General features: G+C 72.2%; 15 protein-coding genes, 1 tRNA gene and 2 pseudogenes. 16 read left to right on the top strand and 2 right to left on the bottom strand.

Annotation, left to right across the window (positions count from 1 at the left end; genetic code table 11):
• From AB0K43_RS22750 to AB0K43_RS22735, 4 genes and pseudogenes are all read left to right on the top strand, one after another.
• Positions 1–205, top strand: a pseudogene (locus tag AB0K43_RS22750) (hypothetical protein); the annotation flags it as partial.
• On the top strand, positions 165–1,340 hold the full coding sequence (locus tag AB0K43_RS22745) for an aliphatic sulfonate ABC transporter substrate-binding protein (RefSeq protein ID WP_363642511.1): 1,176 nt from the start codon (positions 165–167) through the stop codon (positions 1,338–1,340). The pseudogene AB0K43_RS22750 and the gene AB0K43_RS22745, both read left to right, overlap by 41 nt.
• Positions 1,341–1,428: 88 nt before the next feature.
• On the top strand, positions 1,429–2,235 hold the full coding sequence (locus AB0K43_RS22740) for an ABC transporter ATP-binding protein (protein ID WP_363642509.1): 807 nt from the start codon (positions 1,429–1,431) through the stop codon (positions 2,233–2,235).
• Positions 2,222–3,109 carry an ABC transporter permease gene (locus tag AB0K43_RS22735; protein WP_363642507.1) on the top strand — a complete coding sequence of 296 codons (888 nt, stop codon included), beginning with the start codon at positions 2,222–2,224 and terminating at the stop codon, positions 3,107–3,109. The genes AB0K43_RS22740 and AB0K43_RS22735 overlap by 14 nt, the downstream gene beginning before the upstream one ends.
• A gap of 101 nt (positions 3,110–3,210) precedes the next feature.
• Here the strand turns inward: AB0K43_RS22735 and AB0K43_RS22730 are convergent.
• Positions 3,211–3,295: transfer RNA gene (locus AB0K43_RS22730), tRNA-Leu, on the bottom strand.
• Positions 3,296–3,863: 568 nt separating this feature from the next.
• On the opposite strand from AB0K43_RS22730, the gene AB0K43_RS22725 reads away from it, so the two are divergent.
• Positions 3,864–4,418, top strand: a complete 555-nt coding sequence (locus tag AB0K43_RS22725) for an ATP-binding protein (RefSeq protein ID WP_363642528.1) — start codon at positions 3,864–3,866, stop codon at positions 4,416–4,418.
• A gap of 86 nt (positions 4,419–4,504) precedes the next feature.
• On the opposite strand, the gene idi is transcribed toward AB0K43_RS22725, so the two are convergent.
• On the bottom strand, positions 4,505–5,119 hold the full coding sequence (idi, locus tag AB0K43_RS22720; protein ID WP_363642505.1) for an isopentenyl-diphosphate Delta-isomerase: 615 nt from the start codon (positions 5,117–5,119) through the stop codon (positions 4,505–4,507).
• Positions 5,120–5,577: 458 nt separating this feature from the next.
• Here idi and AB0K43_RS22715 point away from each other — a divergent pair.
• The 11 genes and pseudogenes from AB0K43_RS22715 to AB0K43_RS22665 form a co-directional block, all read left to right on the top strand.
• A pseudogene (locus AB0K43_RS22715) lies at positions 5,578–5,705 on the top strand (DUF5941 domain-containing protein); the annotation flags it as partial.
• A 119-nt stretch (positions 5,706–5,824) separates the two neighbouring features.
• On the top strand, positions 5,825–6,580 hold the full coding sequence (locus tag AB0K43_RS22710) for a phosphocholine cytidylyltransferase family protein (protein WP_363642503.1): 756 nt from the start codon (positions 5,825–5,827) through the stop codon (positions 6,578–6,580).
• On the top strand, positions 6,568–7,629 hold the full coding sequence (locus AB0K43_RS22705) for an iron-containing alcohol dehydrogenase family protein (protein ID WP_363642501.1): 1,062 nt from the start codon (positions 6,568–6,570) through the stop codon (positions 7,627–7,629). The genes AB0K43_RS22710 and AB0K43_RS22705 overlap by 13 nt, the downstream gene beginning before the upstream one ends.
• Positions 7,630–7,723: 94 nt before the next feature.
• Positions 7,724–8,461: a CDP-alcohol phosphatidyltransferase family protein gene (locus AB0K43_RS22700; protein WP_363642525.1), complete on the top strand. Its 738-nt coding sequence runs from the start codon at positions 7,724–7,726 to the stop codon at positions 8,459–8,461.
• Positions 8,458–9,348: a glycosyltransferase gene (locus AB0K43_RS22695; RefSeq protein ID WP_363642499.1), complete on the top strand. Its 891-nt coding sequence runs from the start codon at positions 8,458–8,460 to the stop codon at positions 9,346–9,348. Before AB0K43_RS22700 ends, AB0K43_RS22695 begins: the two co-directional genes overlap by 4 nt.
• A 126-nt stretch (positions 9,349–9,474) precedes the next feature.
• Positions 9,475–10,407, top strand: coding sequence for an ABC transporter permease (locus AB0K43_RS22690; RefSeq protein WP_363642497.1), 933 nt, complete (start codon positions 9,475–9,477; stop codon positions 10,405–10,407).
• Positions 10,408–10,438: 31 nt separating this feature from the next.
• Positions 10,439–11,218 (top strand): ABC transporter ATP-binding protein, encoded by a 780-nt coding sequence (locus AB0K43_RS22685; protein ID WP_363642523.1) that lies wholly within the window; start codon positions 10,439–10,441, stop codon positions 11,216–11,218.
• Positions 11,219–11,459: 241 nt separating this feature from the next.
• Positions 11,460–12,359 (top strand): squalene synthase HpnC, encoded by a 900-nt coding sequence (gene hpnC, locus AB0K43_RS22680; RefSeq protein WP_363642495.1) that lies wholly within the window; start codon positions 11,460–11,462, stop codon positions 12,357–12,359.
• Positions 12,360–12,400: 41 nt separating this feature from the next.
• Complete coding sequence (gene hpnD / locus AB0K43_RS22675; protein WP_363642521.1) at positions 12,401–13,258, top strand: presqualene diphosphate synthase HpnD; 858 nt, start codon at positions 12,401–12,403, stop codon at positions 13,256–13,258.
• A 109-nt stretch (positions 13,259–13,367) separates the two neighbouring features.
• A complete protein-coding gene (hpnE, locus tag AB0K43_RS22670) occupies positions 13,368–14,774 on the top strand; it encodes a hydroxysqualene dehydroxylase HpnE (RefSeq protein WP_363642493.1) in 1,407 nt (468 codons plus the stop codon).
• A gap of 101 nt (positions 14,775–14,875) precedes the next feature.
• Positions 14,876–15,952 (top strand): polyprenyl synthetase family protein, encoded by a 1,077-nt coding sequence (locus AB0K43_RS22665; RefSeq protein ID WP_363642519.1) that lies wholly within the window; start codon positions 14,876–14,878, stop codon positions 15,950–15,952.
• Position 15,953: the final 1 nt, after the last annotated feature.

The raw sequence follows: 15,953 nt of genomic DNA, 5'->3' as shown, positions 1-15,953 counted from the left end.
GCCGCTGGCCCTCGACGAGTACAGCGCCAACCGCCGCACCGGATCGTTCCTGCTGATCGACCCGGCCGACGGCACCACCCTCACCGCCGGCATGGTCGGTGGCTCGTTCGGCAACGCCGCACCCGCGGCCGAGCCCGTGACCGTCCCAGGAGAGGACGCCTCCGATGGCCCCCACCCCCAGCCACCCCCGGCCCGTCGCCCGTAGCGGCCCTCACCCCGACCCCGGTCGCGCCGGACGCGCGGCGTTCCTCGCGGTGGCCGCGCTGAGCTCGATCAGCCTGCTGGCCGCCTGCGGTTACGGCTCGAAGTCCACCGCGAAGGTGAACCCGGCCCCGGCAGCCGCGGTCTCGCCCGGGGCCTCGGACAAGAAGCTCTCCGCCGACACGGTGAAGATCGGCTACTTCGCCAACCTGACCCACGGCACTCCACTGGTCGGCCTGCAGGAGGGCCTGTTCCAGAAGGAGCTGGGTAGCACCCGGATCAAGCCGCAGATCTTCAACGCCGGCCCCGCCGAGATCGAGGCGCTGAACGCCGGCTCGATCGACATCGGCTGGATCGGCCCCTCCCCGGCGATCAACGGGTACGCGCAGTCCAAGAGCCAGGCGCTGAGGATCATCGGTGGTTCGGCGTCCGGTGGTGTCGAGCTGGTCGTCAACCCCGAGAAGATCAAGACCCTGGGCGACCTCAAGGGCAAGAAGATCGCCACCCCGCAGCTCGGCAACACCCAGGACGTGGCCCTGCTCAACTACCTGGTGGGCAAGGGCTACAAGGAGGACGCGCAGTCCGGCGCCGGTGACGTCTCGGTGGTCCGCACCGACAACAAGGTCACCCCCGACGCGTACGCCTCCGGCTCCATCGACGGCGCCTGGGTGCCCGAGCCCACCGCCTCCACCCTGGTGGCCAAGGGCGCGAAGGTGCTGCTGGACGAGAAGGACCTCTGGCCGAACAGGCAGTTCGTGATCACCAACATCATCGTCGCGCAGAAGTTCCTCACCGAGCACCCGGACGTGGTGGAGGCCGTGCTGCGCGGCTCGGTGAACACCAACGCCTTCATCAACGCCAACCCGGACCAGGCCAAGCAGGACGCCAACGACGCGATCAAAGCGGCGGGCGGCAACGCGCTGGCGGCCGACATCCTCGACCCGGCGTGGAAGCGCATCGACTTCCTGGACGACCCGCTGGCCGGCACCCTGCAGTCCGAGGCCGACCACGCGGTGACCGCCGGTCTGCTCAAGAAGCCCGACATCAGCGGCATCTATGACCTCACGCTGCTGAACGAGGTGCTCAGGGCCGCCGGCCGGCCCGCGGTCGCGGACGCCGGGCTCGGCAAGACCTCCTGACCCCGGGCCCGACGGCGCCACCCCACCGGCCGCCCCGGGCGCCGCCCCAGCCTCGCTCCCTCACCACTCACCCCAGGAGGTGCCCGCCATGAGCACGGCACTGACCACCCCGAACGACGCCCCGTCCCCCGCGGTCCCGGCCACCGGGACCCCTGCCGTCCGGATCTCCGGGGTGCACAAGTCCTTCGGCCGACCCGGCGCCGCCACCGCGGCACTGGACGACATCAATCTCGAGGTCGCTTCGGGCGAGTTCCTCTGCCTGCTCGGCGCCTCCGGCTGCGGCAAGTCGACCCTGCTCAACCTGGTCGCCGGCCTCGACCGGCCGAGCGCCGGCAGCATCGAGGTGCCCGGCGGGCGCCCGGCGCTGATGTTCCAGGAGCACGCGCTCTTCCCCTGGCTGAGCGCCGGCCGGAACATCGAATTGTCCTTGCGGCTGAACGGCGTTGGCCGCGCCGAGCGCCGCGCCGAGGCCGAGCGGCTGCTGGAGCTGGTCCGGCTCGGCGGCTCCTACGGCAAGCGGGTGCACGAGCTCTCCGGCGGCATGCGCCAGCGGGTCGCGCTCGCCCGTTCGCTCGCCCAGGGCAGCGGCGTGCTGCTGATGGACGAGCCGTTCGCCGCCCTCGACGCCATCACCCGGGACGTGCTGCACGAGGAGATCACCCGGATCTGGCAGGAACGGCAGCTGACCGTGCTGTTCGTCACCCACAACGTGCGCGAGGCGGTCCGGCTCGCCCAGCGGGTCGTGCTGCTCTCCTCCCGGCCCGGCCGGATCGCCCGCGAGTGGCGGATCGACCTGCCCCAGCCGCGCCGGATCGAGTCCGCCGGCGTCGCCGATCTGTCCATCGAGATCACCGAAGAACTGCGTGGGGAGATCCGCCGCCATGGCCAGCACTGACACCGGCGAGGGCGCCATCAACCTCACCGACGTCGAGGCCGGCCTGGACGCGCTGGAGGCCGTCCAGGTCCAGCGCACCCCGATCGGCCAGGTGCTGCGCGAGAAGGTGCTGCCGCCGGTGCTCGGCGTCCTGCTGGTGCTCACGATCTGGCAGCTGCTCCACAGCCTGCACGTCACCGAGGACTACAAGCTGCCCGGCCCGCCGGAGGTGTGGCGCAGCCTCACCGACCTCTGGTACCAGGGCACGCTGCTGTCGATCATCTGGACCAGCGTCTGGCGCGGCGGCGCCGGCTTCCTGGCCGCGGTCGCGATCGGCACCCCGATCGGCCTGGTGGTGGCCCGGGGCAAGCTGGTCCGGGCGGCGGTCGGCCCGGTGCTGTCCGGCCTGCAGTCGCTGCCCTCGGTCGCCTGGGTCCCCGCCGCCGTGATCTGGCTCGGCATCAACGACCGCGCCATGTACGCCGTCATCCTGCTCGGCGCGGTGCCCTCCATCGCCAACGGCCTGATCTCAGGCATCGACCAGGTGCCGCCGCTCTACCTGCGGGCCGGCCGCACCCTGGGCGCCACCGGCCTGGCCGGCGCCCGGCACGTCCTGCTGCCCGCCGCCCTGCCCGGCTACCTCTCCGGCCTCAAGCAGGGCTGGGCCTTCTCCTGGCGCTCGCTGATGGCCGCCGAGCTCATCGCCAGCTCCCCGGACCTCGGCGTGGGCCTGGGCCGCTACCTGGAGAACCAGCGCGACTTCAACACCATGTCCGGCGTGCTGCTGGGCATCATCCTGATCCTGGTCGTCGGCGTCGCCATCGACCTGCTGGTCTTCTCACCCATCGAACGCCGCGTGCTGCGCAGCCGCGGCCTGCTCCAGACCAACCACTGACCGGCCGCCGGGTGAAACGACGAACGCCCGCTCCTCGCCTAAGGCCAGGAACGGGCGCCGATGATCGCTGCCCGAAAACCACGCAGCATTGACATCATGTGTGTCCGAGGGGGGACTTGAACCCCCACGCCCGATAAAGGGCACTAGCACCTCAAGCTAGCGCGTCTGCCATTCCGCCACCCGGACCGGGTGTGTTGCCTCGGGTTTCACTTGCGTTCGCCCCGCGGCGACAGAGAGAACACTACCAGGCCTGCGGACCGCTTCTCACCTGCATATCTGTCACCCGGTCGGGCATCCGCGGCGGCATCCTCACGAATGCTGACAGACAGCAGCAGATCGGGCGTTATCGGTCCGGTCGGACGGGAAGGGCCGGGCGGGGCGCCGCCGCCCCGCGCTCCGCCCGGTGGGGGCGCCGCCCCGGGGTGATCGATCGCGCCGTGACGTTTCCGCAATCTGTGGCAGGAACGGATCGATCCGGGCGTGATCCGGTCCGAATCCGTCGTAAGAGTTCAGCCGCTGCCTAGTTCCAGTCCCCACTCCAGCCGCTGACAGCTGGTCTCCTAGCCTCTGTGGACCAAGGGAGCCTTGAGCGGAACGCCCGATTCCCGAGAGGCCGCCGGTGGCATTGGCTGCGGTCGGCGGCGGAGCCTCCCGTCACCGTGCGAAGGGCGGCTTGACCGTGGAACAGACCAGCGAGGCAACAGGCCCGGCGATCAGATCGTCCGACGGCGAGGAGCCGCTCCCACCTGGCCCGTTGCGGGCCCGGCGGGTGGGCCGGGTGCCCCGGCCCGGAGTGTGGCGCTTCTCGGCGGAGTCCAGCGAGGCCTCGGTGCCGCGCACCAGACACGCCGTCCGTGACCGGCTGCTCGCCGAGGGCATGACGGGGGAGCGCTACCAGGAGCTGATCGACGATCTCCTGCTGATCGTCTCGGAACTGGTCGGCAACGCCGTGACCCATGCCGCCGCGTTCTCGCCGCAGGTCACCACGGAACTACGGATCGACGAGACCCGGGTACGGATCGCGGTCGAGGACGGCCACCCGTACCGGCCCAAGGCGCAGCAGAGCGATCTGGGCCGGCTCGGCGGCCGGGGCCTGCTGCTGGTGAAGAGCATCACCCTGCAGGCCGGCGGGGTGTGCGACGTGGAGCGGACCGCCGAGGGCGGCAAGGTGATCTGGGCGGCGCTGCCACTGCCGATCCCGGCCGCGGTGCCGCCGTCCCCGGCGGAGCGCGGCGGCGCGCACGGCGCGGACCCGGCCTCGATCGGCATCGACCTGATCGAGCCGGACGGCGGCGGCTGGCCGGCCTGAGCCCGCACGGCGGACCAGGGGCCGCGCCGCCACCACCGACCGCGCCGCGGGCAGCTTGCGCCGCGAGCTGCCGCGCGAGCGACCGACTACCAGTCCCGTCCGGCGATCTCCTGGATCCCGGGCAGGGCGGCCTCGAACACCGTCCGGAACCAGACCGAGAACGGCCGCTCGGCCTGCAGCTCCTTCAGCTCCTGGGAGGTGACGAAGCGGGTCGACTCGACCTCGTCCGGGTCCGGCTTCAGGTCGGCCGTGACCAGCCCCACGAAGAGGTGGTTCCACTCCCGCTCGATCAGGCCGGAGGCCTCGTCGGGGAGGTCGTAGCGGACCGTGCCCGCCTCGCAGAGCAGGGCGGGAGCCGCGCCGAGCTCCTCCGCGGTGCGCCGGGCGGCGGCCACGAAGGGCGGCTCGCCGGGGTAGGGGTGGCCGCAGCAGGTGTTCGACCAGACGCCGGGCGAGTGGTACTTGCCGAGCGCCCGGCGCTGCAGCAGCAGGCGCCCCTGCTGGTCGAAGAGGAAGACGGAGAAGGCCCGGTGCAGCCGGCCGGGCTGCTGGTGCGCCCAGAGCTTCTCGGCCGTGCCGATGGTGGCGCCTTCGTCGTCCACGAGTTCCAGCAGGATGTCCGCCGCAGGGTCGGCGGCCAGGCCTCGGGCGGTGAGGCCCGTCGAGAGGTCCGGCCGGCTGGTCGATGGGCTCGTGGGCATGAGGCCCCTTTCGCGCTGGGACCGGAGCCGCCACCCGGGCATGCGGGCCCGGGTCCGTCCACCCGGTCCGGTGGTCGGCTGCGCCTCGCCGGCTTCCCCGGGAGCGCCGGGGTGCACCAGGTGGCGTCGGGGCCCCAGTCTGCCGTATGGCTCACTGTCCGTGCTGGTCCGACGCACATGTGGACCCTTACCGAGCCGTACCGATATGGATGAATGGTGAAACTGTTCGAGTGCTGGTCGAATGTGTCGACCATTCGTTCACCAATTGGCAAACCAGGTCGATTCCCGGGGGTGGATGCTGCGCCGGAACCGCACCTGTGAGCGCTTGTGGCGGGGTCGGCGGTCCGGAATGATGATCCATCTCGGCGGAGGCCAGGATTCCGCCCGCGGGCCGAGCCGACCGGGCCACCGACCGGAGCGCCGACCGGCCGCCCCGGAGTACGGTCCGGAGCACCGCCCCGGCCGCGTTCGGGCTGGTCCCTGTGGTCGCCTACCATCACTACGACACGGTGTACCGCCTTCCGGGCGGCACCGGGGCACCGTCCGGGGGCTGGTGCGGGGTGCCGGTGGGCAGGTGGGCCGGACCGTGCCGGCCGCTCCGATCGCGGTGGCCGGGTGCGCCGGGGGTGTTCGTCCACCGAGGGTGTTCGTCCGCGGGTGCCCGGTGACGCCACAGCAGCACACGACGAAACAGGGAGACACCGCATGATCGGCCTCGTCCTGGCAGCCGGCGCGGGCCGCCGGCTCCGCCCGTACACCGACACCCTGCCCAAGGCCCTGGTGCCGGTCGACGGCGAGCGGACCGTCCTGGACCTCACGCTCGGCAACTTCGCCGAGGTCGGGCTGCGCGAGGCCGCCATCGTGGTCGGCTACCGCAAGGAGGCGGTGTACGACCGCAAGGACGCCCTGGAGCAGAAGTACGGCGTCAAGCTCACCCTGGTCGAGAACGACAAGGCCGAGGAGTGGAACAACGCCTACTCGCTCTGGTGCGCCCGCGACCTCTTCGCCGAGGGCCTGCTGCTGGCCAACGGCGACACCGTGCACCCGGCCTCGGTGCAGCGCACCATGCTGGACGGCAACGACCGCCGGATCAAGGAGGGCGACGACCCCGGCATCCTGCTCGCCCTCGACACGGTGAAGAAGCTCGCCGACGAGGAGATGAAGGTCGTCGTCGACCCGGCCGCCGGTATGCGCCGGATCACCAAGCTGATGGACCCGGCCGAGGCCACCGGCGAGTACATCGGCGTCACCGTGATCAACCCGGCCGCGGCCGTCGACCTGGCGAGCGCCCTGCAGGCCACCTTCGAGCGCGACCCGCAGCTGTACTACGAGGACGGCTACCAGGAGATGGTCGACCGCGGCCTGCGGATCGACGTCCAGCCGATCGGCGAGGTCTCCTGGGTCGAGGTCGACAACCACGAGGACCTCTCCAAGGCGCGGGAGATCGCGTGCCGGTACTGACCCGCCTGGTGCCGTCGCCGGTCTTCGTCGAGATCCGCCCGGCGGCCCTGGACGCGCTCGGCGGGATCCTCGCCGACCAGCGGCTGTCCGCCTCCGGCCGGATAGCGGTGGCGATCAGCAACGGCTCCGGGGCCGTGCTCCGCGAGCGGCTGGAGCCGCTGCTGCCCGGCGCCGACTGGTACCACGTGCCGGACGGCACCCTGGACAGCGCCGTCCGGCTGGCCGACCAGATGCGGGCCGGTCACTACGACGCCATCGTCGGCCTCGGTGGCGGCAAGATCATCGACGTCGCCAAGTACGCCGCCGCCCGGGTCGGCCTGCCGCTGGTCGCGGTGGCCACCAACCTGGCGCACGACGGCATCTGCTCGCCGGTCTCCACCCTCGACAACGACGCGGGCCGCGGCTCCTACGGGGTGCCCAGCCCGATCGGCATCGTGGTCGACCTGGACGTGGTCCGCCAGGCCCCGGCGCGCTTCGTGGCGGCCGGCATCGGCGACGTCATCTCCAACATCTCGGCCTGCGCGGACTGGGAACTGTCCAACGCCGTCACCGGCGAACCGCTGGACGGACTGGCGGTCGCGATGGCCCGCGCGGCCGGCGAGAACCTGCTGCGCCACCCGGGCGGTCTGGAGGACCAGGACCTCCTGACGGCCCTCGCCGAAGCCCTGGTACTGTCCGGCATCGCGATGAACATCGCTGGCAGCACCAGGCCGTCCTCGGGTGCCTGTCACGAGATCTCGCACGCCCTGGACGTGCTGTATCCCAAGCGGTCCGCCCAGCACGGCGAGCAGGTGGGCCTCGGTGCGGCCTTCGCCTGCCACCTGCGGGGCGAGCGCGAGCTGACCGGCCTGGTCGTGGACCGCCTGCGGAGCCACGGACTGCCGGTGACCGCCGACGAGATCGGCTTCTCCGAAGCGGAGTTCACCGAGGCGGTGCACTACGCTCCGAACACCCGTCCGGGCCGCTTCACCATCCTTGAGCACCTCGACCTCTCCCCATCAGACATCAGGGACGCGTACGCCGACTATGTCCAAGCCGTCAACAGCTGACCGCACCGCCGACACCTCCGGCGAGCGCCCCGCGGTCGATCTCACGGTCCGCCCCTCGATCGAGGAGCTCAGGGCCGTCATCCACCCCGAGGGCATGCTCCAGCGCCGCAGCGCCGAGCACTGGGCGGGCCGCCTCTACATGCGGCGGATCTCGCTGCGGATCACCCGGGTGCTCTCCACCATGACGGTGATCACGCCCAACGGGCTGACCTACCTGATGATGCTCACCGGCATCCTGGCCGGGGCCGCGCTGCTGGTGCCCGGGCTCGCCGGTGCGGTGCTCGGCGCCCTGCTGATCCAGATCTACCTGCTGCTCGACTGCGTGGACGGCGAGGTGGCCCGCTGGCGCCGGCAGACCTCGCTGACCGGCGTCTACCTGGACCGGGTCGGCCACTACATGTCCGAGGCCGCGCTGCTCACCGGCCTCGGCCTGCGCGCGACCGACCTGTTCCACCAGGAGAGCGCCGCCGCCCGGTGGGAGTGGGCCTTCCTGGGCACCCTGGCCGCGCTGGGCGCGATCCTGATCAAGTCGGAGACCGACCTGGTCGACGTCGCCCGGGCCCGCAGCGGGCTGACCGCGGTCGAGGACAGCGCCTCGGTGCCGCGCTCCACCGCGGTGGCCAAGGCCCGCCGGGCCGCCTCCCTGCTCAAGTTCCACCGCCTGGTGGGTGCGGTCGAGGCCTCGCTGTTCATCCTGGCCGCCGGGGTCGCGGACGCGGTGCACGGCGGGCTGTTCTTCACCCGGCTCGCGGTGGTGGTGCTGGCCGCCATCGCCATGCTGCAGACGGTCCTGCACCTGCTCAGCATCGTCCTGTCCAGCAGGCTGCGATGAGCGGGGCGGACACCTTCCGCCTCGGCGCGGTGATCATCACCATGGGGAACCGGCCGGCCGAGCTGGCCGCGCTGATCGACTCGGTCCGGGCCCAGCAGGGCCCGCCGGTCGAGCTGGCGGTGGTCGGCAACGGCGCCCCGCTGCCGCCGCTGCCCGAGGGTGTGCGCAGCGTCGAGCTGCCCGAGAACCTGGGCATCCCCGGGGGCCGCAACGTCGGCATCGAGCTGTTCGGCCCCGGCGGCAAGGACGTCGACGCCGTGCTGTTCCTGGACGACGACGGCTCGCTGCCCAACCAGGACTCGGCCCGGCTGCTGCGCGAGGCCTTCACGGCCGACCCGCGGCTGGGCATCGTCTCGTTCCGGATCGCCGACCCGGACACCGGGGTCACCCAGCGCCGGCACGTCCCCCGGCTGCGCGCCAGCGACCCGCTGCACTCCTCGCCGGTGACCACCTTCCTCGGCGGCGCCAGCGCGGTGCGCAGCGAGGTGTTCAGCACCGCCGGCCAGCTGCCCGCGGAGTTCTTCTACGCGCACGAGGAGACCGACCTGGCCTGGCGCGCGCTGGACGCCGGCTGGTCGATCGACTACCGCGCGGACGTCGTGCTGCACCACCCGACCACCTCGCCGGGCCGGCACGCCACGTACCTGCACAACGTGGCCCGCAACCGGGTGTGGCTGGCCCGCCGGAACCTGCCGGCCCTGCTGGTGCCTCTCTACTTGGGAACCTGGTTCCTGCTCACGCTGGCCCGCCGTCCGTCCGGTGACGCGATCAAGGCCTGGGTGGGCGGTTTCCGGGCCGGATGGCGTGAACCCTGCGGGCCGCGCCGTCCGATGCGATGGCGTACTGTATGGCGACTGACCAGGTTGGGCAGACCGCCAATCATCTGATCGCAGTGGGCGGCAGCCCCTCTGCCGTCCGGCTTGTCCCCCCGTGATCCCCCCGGATCCGGGCCCGGCCCACCTCTCAGCCATCCCAGGCGTGGGCCGGACCATCGATCCCGCTAAAGGACGAATGTGTCGACAGTGAGTGATTCCGTCAGCCTCTCAGCCCCGAGGGGGGCGGACGCGGGCCTGACCCCCAAGCAGCTGGCGGACAAGTACGGCTTGACGGTCAGCGGTCGCCGCCCCGGTCTCTTCGCGTACTCCAAGCAGCTCTGGCAGCGGCGCCACTTCATCATGGCGTTCGCCACCGCGCGGCTGGTCGCCCAGTACACGACGGCCAAGCTCGGCCAGCTCTGGCAGGTGGCCACGCCGCTGCTGAACTGCCTGGTGTTCTACATCGTCTTCGGCGTCATCCTCGGCAACAAGGGGATCCCGCACTACGTCGCCTGGCTGTGCATCGGCGTCTTCGTGTTCCAGTTCACCCAGAGCGCCGTGCAGGCCGGCACCCGGGCGATCTCGGACAACCTCGGGCTGATCCGGGCGCTGCACTTCCCCCGGGCCTCGATGCCGATCGCGTTCACCGTGATCCAGCTCCAGCAGCTGCTGATCTCGATGGTGGTGCTGGTCGCCATCGTGCTCGGCAGCGGCATCCCGCCGACCGGCACCTGGCTGCTGGTGATCCCGGCACTGATCCTGCAGAGCGCCTTCAACACCGGCCTGGCCCTGATCATGGCCCGGATCGGTGCCAAGACCAGTGACATCTCGCAGCTGATCCCGTTCGTGATGCGCGCCTGGCTGTACATGTCCGGCGTGATGTACAGCATCCAGGACCGGATCGAGAAGTGGCCGCACTACATCCAGGTGATCATGACGGTCAACCCGGCCTCGGTCTACATGGACCTGATCCGGTACGCCATGGTCCCGGAGATCTACGACCCGTCGACGCCGAACTACCAGAAGCTGCCGCACCACCAGTGGGAGCTGGGCATCGCCTGGGCCGTGGTGACCTTCGTGCTCGGCTACGTCTTCTTCTGGAAGGCCGAGGAGGAGTACGGCCGTGGCTGACACCGCAACCACCGAGAGCCGGGAGGCCGCCGTGCGCGACGCCCAGAACGACAACCGGGTCCCCACCGTGGTGGTCGACGACGTGCACATCGTCTACCGGGTGCACGGCGCCGGCTCCGGCAAGGGCAGCGCCACCTCGGCGCTCAGCCGGATCATCAGCAAGAAGCGCTCGCCCTCGATCCGCGAGGTGCACGCCGTCCGCGGGATCAGCTTCACCGCGTACAAGGGCGAGGCGATCGGCCTGATCGGGTCGAACGGCTCCGGCAAGTCGACCATGCTGGCCGCCATCGCGGGCCTGCTGCCGACCGAGCGCGGCGGCATCTACACCAACGGCCAGCCCTCGCTGCTGGGCGTCAACGCCGCCCTGATGAACGACCTCACCGGCGAGCGCAACGTGGTGCTGGGCTGCCTGGCGATGGGCATGACCAAGGAGGAGGTGCGCAGCCGGTACCAGGAGATCGTCGACTTCTCCGGGATCAACGAGAAGGGCGACTTCATCTCGCTGCCGATGCGCACCTACTCCTCCGGCATGGGGGCCCGCCTGCGCTTCTCCATCGCGGCGGCCAAGACCCACGACGTGCTGCTGATCGACGAGGCGCTGGCCACCGGCGACCAGGCGTTCCAGCAGCGCAGCAAGGCCCGGATCAACGAGCTGCGCAAGGCGGCCGGCACGGTCTTCCTGGTCAGCCACGACAACAGCTCGATCCGCGAGGTCTGCGAGCGGACCATCTGGATCGAGCACGGCGAGCTGGTCATGGACGGTCTGACCGAGGACGTGGTCTCCGCCTACGAGCGGGGCGAGCGCCCCTGACCACCCGCCCACGACGGGCGGGGGCCGGTACCGGGAGCACTCCCGGCACCGGCCCTCCGTCGTGTACGGGCGGTCTTCCCCGGACGGCCGGGGACTGCAAGGCTGGGGCCGAACCGGGGAGCTCTCCGGACTCGGCCCGTGAGGCGTGTCCGAGGCGGACCGAAGGGGCCCGCCGGTGTACAACGGGGGAGTGACGGCAGTGGCGGCTTCAGCTAAATCAGATAACCCGACTGATGGTGGGGTGGCGGACGGCACCCTCGGCAAGGCCGACCTGGAGAACTTCCCGGTGGCCCCCGGCTTCCTGCCCGCCGCCTGGCGCACCGACCTGATGGCGGTCTACGGATTCGCCCGCCTGGTCGACGACGCCGGCGACGGCGACCTCGCCGATCCGGCCGCGGTGGCCCGTCTGCTGGGCGTGGAGAGCGCTCCCTCGGACCCGGGCTTCCGCCCGGCCCTGCTGGACGGCCTGGAGCGCGACCTCGACCGGGTCTTCGAGAGCGCCCTGCACCCGGCCGGGGCCCCCGGCCCGCACCACCCCCTGCTGCGCGCCCTGGTGCCGGTGGTGGACCGGCACGGGCTGACCCCGGAGCCGTTCCGCCGGCTGATCGAGGCCAACCGGGTGGACCAGACCGCCACCCGCTACCCGACCTACCGGGACCTGCTGGACTACTGCACGCTCTCCGCCGACCCGGTCGGCCGCCTGGTACTGGCCCTCGCCGGCCGCTCCACCCCGGACCGGATCACCCGTTCGGACCAGATCTGCACCGCGCTCCAGATCATCGAGCACCTCCAGGACGTGGCGGAGGACCTCGGCCGGGGCCGGATCTACCTGCCGGCCGAGGACCTGGCGCGCTTCCGGGTCACCGAGGCCGACCTCGCCGCCCCCAGTGCGGGCCCCCGGGTCCGCGAGCTGATCGCCTTCGAGGCCGCCCGGGCGCGGACCCTGCTCGACCACGGTGCGCCGCTGGTGGGTACGGTTCGAGGAAGGCTCCGACTGTTGCTGGCGGGATTCACCGCCGGCGGGTACGCGGCCCTGGCGGCCATCGAGGCCGCCGGGTACGACGTACTGGCCCACCAGGCCAAGCCGGACAAGCGCCGCCTCGCAGTGGAGGCGGCGGCACTCTTCGCGAAGGGAAGGTGAGCGCCCGAGTGGGGGCATCACCACTGGCGTCGGCGCCGGTCATGGCCGCCTACCGGTACTGCGAGGCGGTCACCGCCCTGCAGGCCCGAAACTTCAGCTACGGCATCCGGCTGCTGCCCGAGTCCAAGCGGCTCGCCATGTCGGCGCTCTACGCGCTGGCCCGCCGGGTCGACGACATCGGGGACGGCGAGCTGCCGCCCGAGCGCAAGACCGAGCAGCTCGGGCAGACCCGGGACCTGCTGGACCAGATCAGGGCCGGGGCGGTCTCCGAGGAGGACACCGACCCGATCAAGGTCGCCCTGGCCGACGCCGCACGGCGCTTCCCGATCCCGCTCGGCGGCTTCGACGAGCTGATCGACGGCGTCGAGATGGACCTCAAGGGCGTCGAGTACCAGACCTTCGAGGACCTCAAGATCTACTGCCGCTGCGTGGCGGGCTCGATCGGCCGGCTCTCGCTCGGCGTGTACGGCTGCGAGGACCCGGAGCTCGGCGGGCGGTACGCCGACACGCTCGGCCTGGCCCTGCAGCTCACCAACATCCTGCGCGACCTGCGCGAGGACGCCGCCAACGGCCGCACCTACCTGCCCACCGAGGACCTGGTCCGGTTCGGCTGCGAGCAGGGCTTCGACTCCTCCCGGATGCCGTCCGGGGCCGACTTCACCGGCCTGGTCGCCTTCGAGGCCGAGCGTGCCCAGCGGGCCTTCGAGGAGGGGCTGCGGCTGCTGCCGATGCTGGACCGGCGCAGCCGGGCCTGCACCGCCGCGATGGCCGGCATCTACCACCGGCTGCTCGCCCGGATCGCCGCCGAACCGGAGTCGGTGCTGCGCGGCCGGGTCTCGCTCCCCGGCTGGCAGAAGGCATACGTGGCACTGTCCGGGCTCGCCGGAGGGCGTTCTTGATTCTCTCGCCAGGTATGTCACGCTGTGTCAGCTGGGAATCACACGTGTCTCGGAGAGCGTTGTCCACCGCCGGGCGACGGAAGGACCACCACCACGGGGGGAGAGGCTGATGTCGGCACGAGTACCTGCTCAGCGGCCCTGCGCCGTCGTGGTCGGCGGTGGCCTGGCCGGCATCACCGCGGCGCTGCGGCTGGCCGAGGCCGGCCGCCGGGTCACGCTGGTGGAGAGCCGCCCCCGGCTCGGCGGGCTGGCCTTCTCGTTCCGCCGCGGCGAGCTGACCGTCGACAACGGCCAGCACGTCTTCCTGCGCTGCTGCACCGCCTACCGGGGTCTGGTCGACCGGCTGGGTGCGGGCCGTCTGGTTGATCTTCAGCCCCGGCTGGACATCCCGGTGCTCGGCCTCGGCGCCGACGGCACCCGCACCCTCGGCAGCCTGCGCCGGGCCGGCCTGCCCGTCCCGCTGCACCTGGCCGGCAGCCTGGCCAGGTACCCGCACCTGGGCCCGGCCGACCGCCTGCGGGTGGTCCGGGCCGCGCTCGCCCTGAAGGCGCTGAACCTGGCCGATCCGGCCCTGGACCAGCTCTCCTTCGGCGACTGGCTGCGCCGGCAGGGCCAGACCCCGGCCACCCTGGCCGCCCTGTGGGACCTGGTCGGCGTGGCCACCCTGAACGCCACCGCCGACCGGACCTCGCTGGCGCTGGCCGCGATGGTGTTCAAGACCGGGCTGCTCTCCGACCCGGGCGCCTCCGACATCGGGATGGCCAACGTCCCGCTCGGCGCGATCCACCATGACGCGGCGCTCGCCGAGCTGGAGCGCGCCGGCGTGCGGGTGCTGCTGCGCTCGCGTGCCGTCGAGCTCAAGCCCGCCGAGCAGCACGCCGTGCGCCTGGAGAGCGGCGAGCTGCTCACCGCCGACACGGTGGTGCTGGCCGGCGCCCAGGACGCGGCGGCGGCGCTGCTGCCGCCCGGGGCGATCGAGGCCCAGCACCGGCTCGCCGAGTTCGGCACCGCGCCGATCCTCAACGTGCACGTGGTCTACGACCGCAAGCTGCTTCGCAAGCCGTTCTTCGCGGCGCTCGGCTCCCCGGTGCAGTGGGTGTTCGACCGGACGGCCCACTCCGGCCTCGCGGTGCCCGGCGCCCAGTACCTGGCGCTGTCCCAGTCGGCCGTCCAGGACGAGATCGACCTGCCGGTGGCCGAGCTGCGCGAGCGCTACCTGCCCGAGCTGGAGCGGCTGCTGCCGGCCGCGCGCGGCGCCGAGGTGCTGGACTTCTTCGTCACCCGCGAGCGCACCGCCACCTTCGACCCGGCTCCGGGCACCGCGGCGCTGCGGCCCGCCGCCCGGACGGCGCTGGCGGGCGTGCTGCTGGCCGGTTCGTGGACCGCCACGGGCTGGCCCGCCACCATGGAGGGCGCGGTCCGCAGCGGCCACGCGGCGGCCGACGCCGCGCTCGCCGACACCCCCGGGGCCGGCCGCCTGCCGGTTGACCGCGGCGACGGGCGGTGGCCCCGATGACGGCCCGCCCCACCACCACCGACATCGCAGCAGACCGGCCGTCGCTTTCGGCCGGGTTCACGCAGGAAGAGGGAACGCACGTGGAGGCACGCACCGGCTCGATCGCTCGGGCCGCGGGGTCCGGACCGGTCCGGGACACCCCGTCGGTCGTCGAGCTGCTGGCCCGGGGTCGGAGCCTGTGCACCCCGCCGCTGCGCTCCGCCGTCGCCCGTTTGGCCGCACCGATGGACACCGTCGCCGCGTACCACTTCGGCTGGATCGACCGGGACGGCCGGCCCGCCGCGGGGGACGGCGGCAAGGCCGTACGGCCCGCGCTGGCCCTGCTGTCCGCCGAGGCCGCGGGCGCTCCGGCCGAGTACGGGGTGCCCGGCGGCGTCTCCGTCGAGCTGGTGCACAACTTTTCGCTGCTCCATGATGATCTGATGGACGGTGACGAGTTCCGACGGCACCGGGCGACGGCGTGGACGGTCTTCGGCCCGGCCCAGGCGATCCTGGTCGGCGACGCGCTGGCCACGCTGGGCACCGAGGTGCTGTTGGACGCGGCCGTCAGCGGCAAGGCCACCGCGGCGGACGCCGCCCGGGCGGTGCGGCTGATCACCACCGCCACCCGCAAGCTGATCGACGGGCAGGCCCAGGACCTCTCCTTCGAGCACCGCGACGTGGTGACCGTCGAGGAGTGCCTGGAGATGGAGGGCAACAAGACCGGGGCGCTGCTGGCCGCCTCCGCCGCCGTCGGCGCGGTGCTGGCCGGTGCGGACGACCGGGTCTCGGACGCGCTCCAGCGCTACGGCCACCACCTCGGCCTGGCCTTCCAGGCGGTGGACGACCTGCTGGGCATCTGGGGCGCCACCGAGGTCACCGGCAAGCCGCACTGGGGCGACCTGCGCCAGCGCAAGAAGTCGCTCCCGGTGGCCGCCGCGCTCGCCGAGGGCGGCGAGGCGTCCCGGCTGCTGGCCGAGCAGCTGGCCGACCCCAAGGGCCGGGGCGAGGAGAGCGAGCCGGTGCTCGCCGCCCGCGCCGCCCTGATCGAGCAGGCCGGCGGCCGCGCCTGGACCCAGGACGAGGCCCGCCGCCAGTACGAGACCGCCCTCGCCGCTCTGGACGAGGTGCCGATGGACCGCACGGTGCGCGAGCACTTCGTGGCACTCGCCGAATTCGTGGTGGTACGAGAGAGGTGAC

The organism is Kitasatospora sp. NPDC049258 (assembly GCF_040678895.1).
GTDB lineage: Bacteria > Actinomycetota > Actinomycetes > Streptomycetales > Streptomycetaceae > Kitasatospora.
This window is presented reverse-complemented; position numbering and strand designations above follow the sequence as displayed.